Here is a 12,892-nt window from a genome sequence, read left to right as displayed (position 1 = left end):
AGGTTATGCTGAACAATTTGTCCAAAAATTCGGATTAAATTTGCAATCTACCATAACGGATATAAAGTTTATTTTTCGCTGAAAATGAACAAAAAATTTTTTTACTTATTCTAACCGAATAGATTGAACGTCAGTAAAGCGGTTGCATTTCCGCCATGACTTCGCTAAAGTGAAAAGAGAAGACTAGTAATGAGAGGGTATTTCAATGTATAAAATGATTGTTTGTGATTTAGACGAAACTTTGATGAACGATGACGGTAGCTTATCCGAGAAAAATGCGGCGGCCATTAAAGCCGCCAGTGCCAAAGGCGTTTATTTTGTGCCAAACTCGGGGCGTAGTTATACGTCATTTCAAAATGACTTAGCCACGATGGGCTTACGTGATCAACCGAACCAATATTCCATTTCATATAATGGCGGCTTAGTGTTGGAAAACGACGGTAACCGGCCAATGATGGTTAATGCGATGCCATATGCCACGGCTAAGGCGATTTTTGAAGCCGGGGCGGCTAACCGTGAAGCGGCGACCCATGTTTATACGCAAGACGTGCTCTACATTTATAATCCGACGCCAGAAGATTCGGCGTATTTGACCAATCGCGGCGTCAGCTTTGAAATTATGACGACGGCTGATTTTTCAATGTTTAAGGATTTAAATGTGATGAAAGTCATCATGGCCTTGCCGACGATGCCAAAACGGCGGCAGATGCGCGCGGATGTGGAACAAGTCGTTGATCCGACTGAAATTGCCGTGACTTATTCCTCTGACCGCTATGTTGAATTTAATCGGGCCGGCGTGAATAAAGGGTCCGCGACCGTGCAACTGGGTGAAAAGCTTGGCATCAAGCCCGCTGAAATTATTGCGGCCGGGGATAATGGCAATGACTTGCCGATGCTGAAAGTCGTCGGCCTACCGGTGAGTGTGGCTAACGGGATTGACAGTGTCAAAGCGGCCGCCAAATACGTGACGACTGCCGATAATAATCACGATGCCATGGCCGAGATTATTAATAAGTTTATTTTGTAAACGTTGTTATCGTACAAGCCAGCCATACTCTATTTGAACTGATGCTTTTACAAGTGGTATGATAGATATTGAAAATATAGTGGTGTACTATAATTTTTGCCAGTGATCACTCACTGGACATCAGTGAATGGGGGAACGCGCATGAGTGCGATTCGTGACGATTTAGCCAAAGCAATTAAGAACAATTACCTCGTGGAACTCTTTGCCAAAGGGACCAACGAACAGTTCAGCGTGGGCTATGTCATGCAACAAGACGACAAGTTTGTCTTAGTCGAAGCCATTAATGTTGACGGTGAGTTAGATGGCGTCGTTGTTTTCCGTAAAGCAGCGATTGCCAAAGTGGTCACAGGTACTGATTATTTGAAGAGTATGGCGACCATTGTGAGCTTAGCGCAACAACGCGGCTACTATGATATTTGGAATACTGATCGGTTAGTAACGAAGTTGTTGAAAAAAGATGCCAAGCATTCGTTACTCAAGCAATTGTTGAAGTTGGCCTTCAAACATGATCAAGTGATTCAATTGTCCGGCCGGATTAAGAAGCACGGTGACAGTTATACCGGCTTTATTCATAGTGAACATAAAAAATATTTGGAATTTAATTATGTGGACATGTTCGATTTAAGTGAACGCCCACAAATTGCGGTACGTTATGCGGAGATTGACGAAGCTAGTTTTCATAGTTTCGAAACTTTCAATACGACGGCCGTGATTGAAAGCTATATGCCGGGTGACTTTCACTAGTCATCAATCAATTTGATAAGACGCCACTTGAGAAATTTTTTCTCAGGTGGCGTCTTTCGCTTAGACCGCTATTCTGATAATGACAGATTATTGTCATGATTAGTTCAGAAGCTACCAGTCGCCGGTGGTCTGGTTGCATTCGAGTGACCACATCCGTGCCAGCAATGGTTAAAGATTATTAAGTTTCTCGCGGGAAAATATACAAAAGGCCGGTCTTTCGATACAATAGGAGTATTGAATTAAGCGGTTCGCGGGGGGAGGGGCCTAGTCATCGTTTATGTTTATTGGTATATTGCCGCTTTTGACCACTGGTATTCGGTCATGTTGGTATTTATGCTGCAAATATTGATTAATCGTGAGTTGCGGCAGCGCCGCGTTTATGTAATGGTGGTCTTCATGGCCCTGTTCCTGACCGGACTGTATATGTTGTATGACGATTATTCGGACATTGAAACCTTCATTGTTAATCTTGGCTTACTGTGGTTTGTTCGCAATAAAAAGTACTTTATTGTGACCAGTCTGACCGCGACGTTGGCGTATATCTTATTCAGCTTCTTTGGTAATCTAGCGACAGAAACGATTTTCCATATGTTCAATTGGGGACTCGATCAGTGGAGTGGTTGGTTATTCGAAGTAGTCGGTGAGTCGGTCGTGACGGCTTGCATGTTAGCCGTTGCGATTAGTTTTCGACTGATTCACAAACGCCATCCGCAACAGTTTGCCGATGAAGTGATGCTCAACGTTATCGTGAGCGCCTTAGCCGTCGTGGCGATTGCCTTTTTTGCCATTACGACGGCGGCCGATAATTACAATATTGGCTCCGGTTTCCTAGGTATCTTGATGATTATTTTAGTGGCCATCTTGATGATCAACGGCGGGACCTTTATTTACTTGTTCTATAGCTATACCATGCGGGTGCAAGCCCAACGACAAGCTTTGGAACGGCATCAATATGATATTTACGTTAAAAATTTGGAAAAAAGTTACCAAAATTTACGAAAATTTCGGCATGATTATCAAAATATCTTATTATCATTAGGTGAATATATTCATGAGGATGATAATCAAGAATTAAAACAGTATTTTGATCAAGTGGTTAACCGGTCACAACAAAGTCTGACCCGGGATTTCGGCCACTTTGACAATTTGGAACAAATTAAAGATAAATCCTTAAAAGCGATTATTCAAAATAAATTTTCAATTGCACGGCAAGCGGGTATTCAAGTGCGCTTGGAAGCCAACGATGCTGTCGGGCAGTTAGCGATTGACCCGGTGACCTTGGCGCGTTGTAGCGGTATCTTGTTGGATAATGCCATCGATGCGGTCAAAGGCCAAAGTGGTGGCCAAATTGCTGTGGCGGTGGTCAAGTATCCGAAAATGGTCGAATTGATTTTTAGTAATTCACTGCGTGCGCCGATTGAACGACTCGATGAGTTGATGGTGGCCGGCAATACGTCCAAAGGCCAAGGTCACGGTCAAGGACTGGCGACTGTGCGTGAGTTGTTAGACCCGCTAGATAATGTGACCTATGAAATTGCGGCGCGGCAACGGTTTGAATTTGTGATTAGTATTGAAAGTGAGTGAACAACTTGTTAAAGACCTTTGTTGTGGAAGATGATCCGGAACAACTCGCAACCTTAAAGCAAATTATCACCAATCATATTATGATCAATGATTTTGATATGGGCTTGACGTTGGCGACGAGCCGGGCACAAGATATTTTAGATTATTTACAGACGAATCCTGCGGTCGAAGGGTTATATTTTTTAGATATTGAGTATACTGGGCAAGCGCTGAACGGGTTAGAGTTAGCGACCAAGATTCGTGAACTTGATGTGAACGCTAAAATCGTATTTGTTTCGACCCACTCCGAGATGGCCTTTTTGACCTTTGAACGTCGGATTGAACCACTCGACTTTGTGGTCAAGGACTTAGGTCAAGATACCGTCAAAGCGAAAGTTGAAAAAGATATCCGGGTCGCGTATGAACGTTATACAAAACAAGGTGTCGTCAGCAAAGCCATGTTTTCGTATTCAAAGGGTGGCCAACTCTTCAACTTGCCGCTCGACCAAGTGCTCTTTATTGAAACGGGGACTAGTCGTAATAAGCTAGTCTTACATTTAACAGAGCGTATCGTGCAGTATAACGGTAAAATTAGCGATGAAACGGTGGCACATCCCGAATTATTTCGAGTGCATAAGAGCTTCTTGGTAAATCCCCAAAAGCTCGTGCGCGTCGACAAGCAAAATCAGCTCGGTTACTTTGAAAACGGCGAGTCCGTCGACATCGCCATTCGTAAAATGCATGATTTGTTGGCGTTAATCAAGAAGTCGCAGTTGTCAGTTGAGTTGAGCTAACTTAACTCTTATGTAACATAACCGTTAATATGAATAAAATAATAATAACGTTGGTGCAACCTATTTTATGGTTTGCACCTTTTTTGTCGGTTTTAAGCCGTTAGCAGGTATGATTAATCTATCGAAAGAACCGGTCGTGGGGACCGGTTAGGGGGATGCATTGATGAAACAATTTTGGTCATTGGCTTTGATGATTCTGGCCGGCGCATTGTTGATATTTGGCTCTGAGTATACGCTGCAAGGCGATCATCGCCAAGACCGCCATCAAGTCGTTGCCAAGCTGGATTATCAAGCAACATCGCGCTCCGCAACGATTACAGGACACACAAAACATGGGGTTATTGTGACGTTTCGGTCCGGAAAAACGGTTCGACAAGTGATTTCAAATAAATCCGACGGCCGTTTTCGCGTTCAAATGCCGATAAAAGGTCAAAAGCGAGTAGTTGTCCAAGTTGTGGGCCTGAAATCAGAAGTATTAAAAGTACCAGTAGCGTCAAAGGGTTAGGTATAGGTATCAACCCACTGGGAGTAAGCGTGTTGCCATTGTGCAGGGCGCTTTTTTTCGTGGCGCCGGCGACAAGTGGTTTGCTAAAAAAGGGTTAAGCTTGCCGGAAATTATAGGCACTATTGCTGAAGAAGCGTAAGGTAGCAATGAGGAAAAGGAGTCGTGAAAACTTATGTTAGTGATTGGCGTTATTTTAGTCATCGGCACAATTGGCACCGGCATTTTACGCTTTCGATACCACTACCGTTTGTCGATGGGGACGATTACCGAAACCGCATTTGCTTGTTCGTTATTAAATATCGGGGTCTTTTTATTTTTCGTGTTACTGGGCCAATTAAGTGGGCCGTGGTTCGGCAATCATCAAGGGTACTTGCCACTCTATCGGTTATTGCAAGGTGGCCTGATTCCCATTATCGGGATGGTGTTAGCAATCATTGGGATGATACGGGAAAAAGGATTAATGAACTGGTGGTTGTTGCAATTTAATTTGTTATTTTTAATTTTTGATATTTTGCTAGTGTGGTTTGGTGGCTATGCTAGTTAAGAGGAGTGAAGTCTGGGGGAACCGGGGTTTTTTTGTGCGTCGAGTTGCAAAAAAACTACCGCGGTTTTAGGTCAGTACCCGCAGTAGTTTTGAGTTGGACGATTCAAAGTCCCAATATTTGTTTTTTCTTAGCATCAAATTCCGCTTGCGTGATAATGCCGTCATCCAGGAGCGCCTTCAACTCATGTAAATCGGCGGTGTCTTGAGTACTTAAACTAGCATCCATGGCAGATTTAGTAGTGGTAGGCGCTTCATCGGTGGCATGCGTTTGGTAGTATTGCCACCGATTTAATGGATCAATGACGGTATGGTGAGCTTGTAAATCTTTGATATCTTTAACGCTCAGTGTTTTTTCGACTGAAATATCCGTTGGCAGTTGCGTCAAATCAACGCCGACTTGCTGTAGGCAATTGAAACAGACTTTGCCGTCTTTAACATGCGCTAAAGTGCCGTGACGATATTTTTTTGAACAGACATCACACATGTTTGCGGTCAGCACTAGCGTCAACAACACAATGACGGCAATCGTGCCAATGATAATCAGTCCAGGCGTGCTAGTGACTCCGCGCCAGATAAAGAGAAAGGCTCCTTTAATTAGGTGATAAATATAAAGTAAAATGGCGGCGATAATGACGTATGGTGCGGCTTTATCTAAAAACTTGAATGATAAAATTATAATGACAATTAAAAATGCGAGCATTGGTCTTCCCCTTGACTAAAATTCTAAAATTTGTCTTTTTTTTGCTTCAAATTCCGCTGAAGTAATGATACCTGCGTCACGTAACTGAATCAGTTTTTGCATTTGCGTATCAGTTGGTTTCGCAGACAAGGTGTGTTGAGTCGGTGCTTGTAAGATTTGATCGAGTTGTTTACATAACCGGTCGACGGTAGCGCAGGCGTTTTGATAAGTTGAACTATCAGTTTCGGTGGTTGACTTAATAAACATGATGATTTGGGTGCTCCCGTCGTTGAAATACAATACGACGCCCAGCTTCGCCACCGCACTATAACGTTGTTCGCCAGCCATTGCGCCATACATCGCACCAGCAGGGCCGGCCACCATACCGCCGAGGATGGAATCCGTTAAAGCGTGGCCTTTTTTGATGGTCGTGGGCTCTTGATAGATTTTGTAATGATCCAAGTCGGAAAAGTCATATAGGCGATAGTCGGTGCTTAAGAGTGGGTCGATGAAAATCCTAGCGCTTTTAAAGTCTAAATAGATTTTGCCAAACTTGCTACTGTGATCGGCTTTAGCGGCCGCTTTGAGCCAGTCACGCCGATCCTGACTAGTCTTTTCGGCCGCTTTGTCAGTTGCCCGTTGTTGCTGTTGCGCGCGCTTTTCAGTTGCTTTTTTAGCCTGTAAAATCGCTATTGCCTGGTCCGAAGTAGCGTCAGTCGCGGCTTTTTCGGCGGCCCGATGTTGCCGCCGATAGGCTTTAGCATCAATGGTTTGATGATTGTTAATGAGGCCTTTGAGTTCACTCAAAGTCATGTAACCCGCCGCCAAATAATCGCCAGCTAGGCCGACTTGATTGCCGCAGTTCACACAAACTTTGGTGTCTTTTAGCACATACCCGCTGATTACACCAACTTTATTCCCACAAAGCGGACAAAACTTTGCCATGGTAGTCTTCCTCCAAAGTAATTCAGTGTTTGATATGGAACTCCCCGATGTTAAAAAAAGCCCGTCATTGCAGTTCATATTCGTTGTGAGCAGCAATCCAAGACGGAAAAAGCCTCATTTTGAGAAGTAATCACGACTTACGGTGACTGGTAACTTCTCAAAATGAGGATTGGTTGTTACCGAATATCATTATACTAATTATTTTACGCTAGTCAGCGGCAAATTCAAGACGTGTTAGCCGCGTAGTATCAGGTTTTGCAGTGCTTTATAAGGATTGTTTTATTAATGACAGTCATATTAGCAACTCATAAAAATAGGGCAGTGTGCTGGAAAATTATTGAGTGAAAAATGGGCCGGCCATTTTTTCGCTCGGACTAAAGCACTTGGTTTGAGTACTATGTATAAAATATCTTATTAGTTTCTTTGGAAAAAATATAGAAATGAAGAATAGAATAGGTTCAGTCGGTACTGAAGGAATATAGATTTGGTGTGATTTTAAACAAAAAAATGACTCTACCGCTTGCGCAGTAGGGCCAAAGAGTTAGGTTTAAGTACAATATGGGGGATTGTACTTACTTGTCCATCCACTTTGGGGGAGTAAAATGAACAAGTGTATAATTATTAGGTACAAAGATATAGTATTATATAAATGTGAAGAAAGTGTGAAGATTTGCCTGATTGTTGAAAAAATATAGTTTTATTTTTAAATGTATATGTTGATTTTTATAAAAGAGGGTTATTTCAACCATAACTTCAATGGGGATATTTAGGGGCGCGAATCCGTGTATGTCAAAAATGACTGCGGTAAAATATCATTGAGAGGTGAGGTTGATGCAAGCAGTAGATCGCGGATTGAGTTGGTTATTACGGGTCACCGTGACGGGCGCCTTGATTATTGGCGTCGTGATTCCCCCAATGTTACTGAGATTAATTAACGAATTATCCCACACTAATGACTGGTTCGGTTGGCGAATCGCCCTCGTCATTTTATACTTTGCCGCTTTTTTAGTCGTCATTGGCTTGGCGAGTGTGGTAACGCGACACTATACTGGTGAACAGCGCTGGCGACCGATGAAACGTGAAGACTTGGGCATTGTTTTGACAGGATATTTGGCGATTATTGTTTGTGAAAGTGTTTTTGAAATAATCAATCGCCTGGTATACCATCAAACTCAGACGCAAAATAATGCTGCGATTAAGTCGTTGATGATTGGTAGCCCCTGGGCCTTTTGGTTGATGGCGTTTAGTGCAGTCTTTCTAACGCCTATCATGGAAGAAATGGTCTTTCGCGGCGTGTTGACCAATTTATTTTTTAAACAAGAATGGTTAAAAATCTTGCTGAGTGGACTAGTTTTTGGCAGTCTCCACAGCAGTTCAACTATTCCTAGTTTTTTAATATACGTCGGGATGGGGTTAATCCTCGCGTCAGTTTACCGGTTGACGGGTAAACTGCAAGATTCCATCTTGTTACACTTTTTGATCAATTTTGGCGCCATGAGTATTATCGTTTATAGTTTACTAACTTAGAAAAAAGACAGCGGCTTAACGCACATTGATGTGGGGTTAGGCCGCTTTTTACGTGACAAAAAAACACCTCGCAAGACCGAGGTGCCGCATAATTATTGACTAAAGTTCATCGTCGCCCGTGTAGGGGACGGTCTTCGGGTCGGCATTTTTAATGCGTTCGCCGGCGAAGTTGACCGTATCACGCGTTTCGGCGTAGGTCTTTTCATCCATTCCGAGAAGATCCATGCACGTATTCACGTGGGCAAAGATTTCCGGTTTGGCATCAATGGCTTTTTGTGATAACGAAATATTGACTTGGCGTTCGTCATTTTCATCGCGATTACGTTCAACCCATCCTTGGGTTTGCATCCGTTTGAGTAGTGGGGTCAAAGTTCCACTATCTAAGTTGACGTGGGAACCGAGTTCACGCACAGTCATGGGGCTGTTTTCCCAGAGTGCCAGTAGCGTAATGTACTGGGGATAGGTCAGCTTAAACGGCGCGAGCGCTTCCGCGTAGAAATGATTGAACCGTTTGCTAGCAGTATAGAGGGCGAAACATAATTGTTCGTCGAGTAAAATATTCTTTGTTGGTGTGGCCATTCAACTAGCCTCCTTTGTAAATGATTCTAGTACATTGTACGCAATTAATTTGGTAAATGCAATCAATATTATTGTTATTTATACTTTTTAAATCAAATTATTATATTAGGTTAGTAAACTAACCGACCTTGGTGAATTCTTGACCGGCGGGACTATGCAAAAAGAGGCGCGCCAAGGCCGTCTGATTGATGGCGATTTTTTCACTATCGTCAAAGGCATACACCGGTAAACTCGTCGGCAAGGCGCTAGCGGTTTGCTTAATCACGGGGACGGGACAGGTGGCTTGGGCTTTGGACTGACCTTTGGGCCGCAATGTGACAATTACGCGTAATTGATTACGGGTGATGTCGTCGGCATGATGCACATGCATACCACGGAGGCGTTGGGCCAGATGTAACCCTGTTTTGGGGGTCGTTAGTTGTAATTGTTGAGTCAGCGTTAACGGATAGTCCTGCTGATTATCGACGTTTTTCAAGCGCAGTTTGAAGTGACCAAGGGGAATTTCACGGCTATCATGGTTAACCGTCAATTCATGCTGGTCAAATTTTGCCTTAGTCGTTACTGGTTCGAAAGTATATTGTTGTAAAAATTTGGTAATTGCATCCAAAATATCACTCCCTGTCTCTAACTTAGTCGTTCTGACAAAAATGTCAATCAATTTACCAATGATTGCGGCCGCGAGGATTTTCCAGTAAAATGAGGATAAATATAGGAGGCGGCATACATGTTTATGACGACTGGTGATTTACAACGATCACACATGATTACAAGCGTGGTTTCAGCGACCCGCAAATTAATGTTTCAATCGGACGAGGTCGACCAATTCGAACGCTTCGACGGTTTAATTGAACAAGTTAAACGTGATTTAATGGACAAAGCGAAAAAGGCCGGGGGCGATGGCTTGATTTACGTGAACTTCAATCAAGAAATTGCGCAAATTAGCGTTGCACCACGGTATTTAGTCGTTACTGGTTATGGAACCATTGTGAAACTCGCCGATTAAAAAAATAGCCCGCTCAAGAATTTAATTTCTGAGCGGGCTATTTCGTTTTAGTTGGGTAGTAGTTCCGTATCGTTATCAGGGTCGTCTGCAACCAATTGATTCACTTGGTCAATCAACGGTTGGCGTTGGTCCAAGTCGTCGTCACACTCAAAGAAGGCGCCGAGTTCCATCGCTAAAATATCTTCACCGGTATCCATGTAACGTTGGTCATAGGATTTGATTTGGTAGTGGTGCGCATCGGGCATTTGGACAATCACGCAACCAGTCGCTGATTTACCTTTGGAATCTTTGTCAGTAAATTCCACCGATAAAACAAACGGTTGATCGACGCTGCGATCCTTAATGGCATGGGCGATGTTGTGGGTAATGTAGTCGAGTTTCAAAAAGTCACCTCAAATAAAATTGTCGAATATTGTTGTGTTTAGTATAGCAGATTTCGCCAGGTAGCGGTCAGTGCTGATGGCGATAGTTCCGAATAGCGAGGGCGAACAACGCTACCGAAACTAAGAGTATGAGCATCACGACAATTAACCAGCCAAATTTCATGAACCAGGCTAAGATATTAATGACGATGCCAAAGCCCAGCGCCCACCAAAGCCATTTGGTGAAGAACTTGTATATGAGCCACAAGATAATGATTGTGAAGCCAAATAATGCCATGATACTACCTCGTTTGCGTAAAAATCATGGTCAAAAAAACACAAATACCATTCAATGATGATTGAACAGAATCTGTGTTTAAGTTATGCCCCAGGCAGACATAGCCAATACTGTTATAATAGCATTTTGAAGACGTCAGCGACAAGCAAAGACAAATTTGAAAAAACACGTTTTTTTTGAACTGCTTTTTATGCAACAAAATGGATATTTATTATCAAAAATGAATACTAGTTTTCGCTTCTTTTTCAGTCTGTGGGCTATTAAAAAGTTTGTCTAAAGAGCCGGAAATTTTTTCATCCGAGCGTGCTTTATACTCATCAATTAGGTATGCGTATATCCGGGACGTGGTGCCAATATCAGAATGACCAAGACGTTTCGATATAATGTATAGGTCAATGTTCTGAGAGAGCAGGAACGCAACGTGAGAGTGCCGCAGACTATGAAAGTGGAAACCTTTTCGTGTGATGTCCAATGCTTTTAAATCAGAGCGTAGAACTTTATTAACACCGTTAGAGGTTGGAATGTCATGGGCAACGTTCTCAAATACCATTTCTCGGTTATTTACCTTAAGTGCTTTCAGACTATCTAAAAATTGTTTGTTAACACGGATGGTTCTATTTGAGCTTTCGGTTTTGGTTGGCTTGAATCCACCACCTTCAACATAGTTCCATGATTTATTTATTGAGATAGTATTGAACGTGAAATTAATGTCTTTCCAAGTTAGTGCCATGATTTCTCCTAATCGTGCCCCGGTAAAGATGGCAGTCATGATCATGTATTGTGACGTGTAACGAGGATTGAGGTGATTCTGTACATAAGCCGTTAGCTGCTTAATCTCAGCTAGACTTAGGTAATCAATCTTAAGACTGCGATTTTTGTCGTAAGTGATAATTACGTTATAAGTGAAGTCAGTTTCAACATCTTTTTCGAAAACAGCATTGCTAACGCAAGCTTTAATTAGATTGTGCAGTTTCTTCACTGAATCTTTTGCATGATTTTTGCCATATTGGTTAATGAATTTTTGGTAATCCTTACGAGTAATATCTGCAATACGTGCATGAGCAAAGTAATTTTCTATTTCAGTATGAACTAATTCATATCTACGAGTCGTGATATAGGCGAGATTAGGCTTGCGGTACGTCTCATACCACGAATAGAAGTACTTAGAGAACTCAATGGATGGCTTCTTTTCTAGTTCGCCAGAAAATTTACTAACTTCGAATGAGTTAGCAAATTCCTCTGCGTCTCGCTTACGGGTGAATGTTTTTCGCTTACTTAGGTAGTTGCCTGCATGATCTCTATACGAAATTCTTACTAGGTAACCTTTTTTCACACGTTTAATTTGTGCCATAATAAATTCCTCCTTGTGATATACTAGAAGGGCAAAAGGGTGCAATAGTCCCGTTAGTATTTATTCAAGTTAAGCACATCAATCTTCTTGGTGGGAGGGGATGTGCTTTTTGTGTTATAATAAGTGAACAAAATTCACTTAATCGTTAAGAAAGGTGATTATATGTCTATCTTGATTTCAGTTATTGTTAACATAATTGTTACGACACTTATGTTAAAAGCTTATTCAAATCATTTAGTAAAGATTTTGTCAAAAACCGAAGATAGAATTGATCGAAAACTAAATTTTTATCGTTTACTTGGGCATAGCGACATCAATAAATGACTCTCCCAAAGAGGTAAGCTTAGCATAGCCCTCTACAACCGTAATATTATAGCCCTCTGGTGCATACTTTGATTCGGCGTGTTTAAATAGGTTCGTACTTTTTATAGAATTGTACGAAGCTTTCGCTGCCGCTGAAACAAGTGAAGTATTTCCTAAAAAACTCGTTGAAGATTCAATTATGCCAAATGAAGACAAAAAATCTATTTGTGAGCCAAAATCGCCATATATATGCGTGTTTCTGGGATAGGATTCATCAACTATTTCATGCGTTATTGGTACAGATTGTCCTGGGTTATTTTTGACATTGGCAGCTAGTATTAGCACTGGAATAGTATTTTTACTTTTTAATAGGTACAAAAATTTGGCGTCTGTGGGGCTCATATTGCTTAATACGGTTGGGAATAATGGTGATACAGTCTTGTTAACCCGATTATCAACCGTACTCGACAGTAGTTTTGCAAACCACCTTCTAAGTTGTTCATTATCCATGGAGTATTTCGCTGATTCTAAGGTTTTTATGCTTAGCCCCTTTTTAGAGTCATCCTTATTTTCTTCGGGAATCTTTTTCAGCTCATCACTAGTTTTATTAGCTAGATGGTAGATTGTAAAATTAATCCGAACGCTGTTCGGACAAAAAAGATCAGCTT

At 41.9% G+C, this 12,892-nt stretch carries 16 protein-coding genes; 8 read left to right on the top strand and 8 right to left on the bottom strand.

The genetic code is table 11. The annotated features are described in order from the left end of the window. The first annotated feature begins 205 nt into the window (after positions 1-205). The 6 genes from DY78_RS00955 to DY78_RS00930 all read left to right on the top strand — a co-directional run bounded on the left by DY78_RS00955 (position 206) and on the right by DY78_RS00930 (position 5,177). Positions 206-1,027 (top strand): Cof-type HAD-IIB family hydrolase, encoded by an 822-nt coding sequence (locus DY78_RS00955; protein ID WP_024626375.1) that lies wholly within the window; start codon positions 206-208, stop codon positions 1,025-1,027. A 141-nt stretch (positions 1,028-1,168) separates the two neighbouring features. Continuing rightward, positions 1,169-1,771, top strand: coding sequence for a hypothetical protein (locus DY78_RS00950; protein ID WP_024626374.1), 603 nt, complete (start codon positions 1,169-1,171; stop codon positions 1,769-1,771). Positions 1,772-2,104: 333 nt separating this feature from the next. Next, complete coding sequence (locus DY78_RS00945; RefSeq protein ID WP_235810622.1) at positions 2,105-3,355, top strand: sensor histidine kinase; 1,251 nt, start codon at positions 2,105-2,107, stop codon at positions 3,353-3,355. 5 nt (positions 3,356-3,360) lie between these two features. Then, complete coding sequence (locus DY78_RS00940) at positions 3,361-4,128, top strand: LytR/AlgR family response regulator transcription factor (protein ID WP_024626372.1); 768 nt, start codon at positions 3,361-3,363, stop codon at positions 4,126-4,128. 163 nt (positions 4,129-4,291) lie between these two features. Next, positions 4,292-4,633, top strand: coding sequence for a hypothetical protein (locus DY78_RS00935; RefSeq protein WP_024626371.1), 342 nt, complete (start codon positions 4,292-4,294; stop codon positions 4,631-4,633). Between the two features lie 172 nt (positions 4,634-4,805). Then, positions 4,806-5,177, top strand: coding sequence for a hypothetical protein (locus DY78_RS00930; RefSeq protein ID WP_024626370.1), 372 nt, complete (start codon positions 4,806-4,808; stop codon positions 5,175-5,177). 103 nt (positions 5,178-5,280) lie between these two features. Here DY78_RS00930 and DY78_RS16585 read toward each other — a convergent pair whose 3' ends face one another. Next, positions 5,281-5,877 (bottom strand): SHOCT domain-containing protein, encoded by a 597-nt coding sequence (locus DY78_RS16585; RefSeq protein WP_024626369.1) that lies wholly within the window; start codon positions 5,875-5,877, stop codon positions 5,281-5,283. A 15-nt stretch (positions 5,878-5,892) separates the two neighbouring features. Next, on the bottom strand, positions 5,893-6,801 hold the full coding sequence (locus DY78_RS00920) for an SHOCT domain-containing protein (RefSeq protein ID WP_024626368.1): 909 nt from the start codon (positions 6,799-6,801) through the stop codon (positions 5,893-5,895). Positions 6,802-7,632: 831 nt separating this feature from the next. On the opposite strand from DY78_RS00920, the gene DY78_RS00915 reads away from it, so the two are divergent. Next, a complete protein-coding gene (locus DY78_RS00915; RefSeq protein WP_024626367.1) occupies positions 7,633-8,328 on the top strand; it encodes a CPBP family intramembrane glutamic endopeptidase in 696 nt (231 codons plus the stop codon). Positions 8,329-8,427: 99 nt separating this feature from the next. Here DY78_RS00915 and DY78_RS00910 read toward each other — a convergent pair whose 3' ends face one another. Together DY78_RS00910 and DY78_RS00905 are read right to left on the bottom strand one after the other, a co-directional pair. Further along, positions 8,428-8,907 (bottom strand): MarR family winged helix-turn-helix transcriptional regulator, encoded by a 480-nt coding sequence (locus DY78_RS00910; RefSeq protein ID WP_024626366.1) that lies wholly within the window; start codon positions 8,905-8,907, stop codon positions 8,428-8,430. Positions 8,908-9,025: 118 nt separating this feature from the next. Continuing rightward, on the bottom strand, positions 9,026-9,514 hold the full coding sequence (locus DY78_RS00905; protein ID WP_024626365.1) for a hypothetical protein: 489 nt from the start codon (positions 9,512-9,514) through the stop codon (positions 9,026-9,028). A gap of 117 nt (positions 9,515-9,631) precedes the next feature. Here DY78_RS00905 and DY78_RS00900 point away from each other — a divergent pair, with 117 nt between their 5' ends. Further along, complete coding sequence (locus DY78_RS00900; protein WP_024626364.1) at positions 9,632-9,910, top strand: hypothetical protein; 279 nt, start codon at positions 9,632-9,634, stop codon at positions 9,908-9,910. A gap of 47 nt (positions 9,911-9,957) precedes the next feature. On the opposite strand, the gene DY78_RS00895 is transcribed toward DY78_RS00900, so the two are convergent. The 4 genes from DY78_RS00895 to DY78_RS00880 form a co-directional block, all read right to left on the bottom strand. Then, complete coding sequence (locus DY78_RS00895) at positions 9,958-10,293, bottom strand: hypothetical protein (protein WP_024626363.1); 336 nt, start codon at positions 10,291-10,293, stop codon at positions 9,958-9,960. A gap of 67 nt (positions 10,294-10,360) precedes the next feature. Continuing rightward, positions 10,361-10,570 carry a hypothetical protein gene (locus DY78_RS00890; RefSeq protein ID WP_024626362.1) on the bottom strand — a complete coding sequence of 70 codons (210 nt, stop codon included), beginning with the start codon at positions 10,568-10,570 and terminating at the stop codon, positions 10,361-10,363. A gap of 214 nt (positions 10,571-10,784) precedes the next feature. Next, positions 10,785-11,921 (bottom strand): site-specific integrase, encoded by a 1,137-nt coding sequence (locus DY78_RS00885; RefSeq protein ID WP_024626361.1) that lies wholly within the window; start codon positions 11,919-11,921, stop codon positions 10,785-10,787. 294 nt (positions 11,922-12,215) lie between these two features. Then, on the bottom strand, positions 12,216-12,892 hold a 677-nt coding region (locus DY78_RS00880), incomplete at its 5' end, for a DUF4393 domain-containing protein (protein ID WP_056993486.1).

This window comes from Lactiplantibacillus fabifermentans DSM 21115, from assembly GCF_000498955.2.
Taxonomy (GTDB): Bacteria; Bacillota; Bacilli; order Lactobacillales; family Lactobacillaceae; genus Lactiplantibacillus; species Lactiplantibacillus fabifermentans.
The sequence above is the reverse complement of the archived record's forward strand: the minus strand, read 5'-3'. Positions and strand labels throughout refer to the sequence as shown.

Bases quoted from the DNA above. Each gene is read 5' to 3' on its own strand.
- DY78_RS00955 (WP_024626375.1), top strand. From the start codon at position 206: ATGTATAAAATGATTGTTTGTGATTTAGACGAAACTTTGATGAACGAT.
- DY78_RS00950 (WP_024626374.1), top strand. From the start codon at position 1,169: ATGAGTGCGATTCGTGACGATTTAGCCAAAGCAATTAAGAACAATTAC.
- DY78_RS00945 (WP_235810622.1), top strand. From the start codon at position 2,105: ATGCTGCAAATATTGATTAATCGTGAGTTGCGGCAGCGCCGCGTTTAT.
- DY78_RS00935 (WP_024626371.1), top strand. From the start codon at position 4,292: ATGAAACAATTTTGGTCATTGGCTTTGATGATTCTGGCCGGCGCATTG.
- DY78_RS00930 (WP_024626370.1), top strand. From the start codon at position 4,806: ATGTTAGTGATTGGCGTTATTTTAGTCATCGGCACAATTGGCACCGGC.
- DY78_RS16585 (WP_024626369.1), bottom strand. From the start codon at position 5,877: ATGCTCGCATTTTTAATTGTCATTATAATTTTATCATTCAAGTTTTTA.
- DY78_RS00920 (WP_024626368.1), bottom strand. From the start codon at position 6,801: ATGGCAAAGTTTTGTCCGCTTTGTGGGAATAAAGTTGGTGTAATCAGC.
- DY78_RS00915 (WP_024626367.1), top strand. From the start codon at position 7,633: ATGCAAGCAGTAGATCGCGGATTGAGTTGGTTATTACGGGTCACCGTG.
- DY78_RS00910 (WP_024626366.1), bottom strand. From the start codon at position 8,907: ATGGCCACACCAACAAAGAATATTTTACTCGACGAACAATTATGTTTC.
- DY78_RS00900 (WP_024626364.1), top strand. From the start codon at position 9,632: ATGTTTATGACGACTGGTGATTTACAACGATCACACATGATTACAAGC.
- DY78_RS00890 (WP_024626362.1), bottom strand. From the start codon at position 10,570: ATGGCATTATTTGGCTTCACAATCATTATCTTGTGGCTCATATACAAG.
- DY78_RS00885 (WP_024626361.1), bottom strand. From the start codon at position 11,921: ATGGCACAAATTAAACGTGTGAAAAAAGGTTACCTAGTAAGAATTTCG.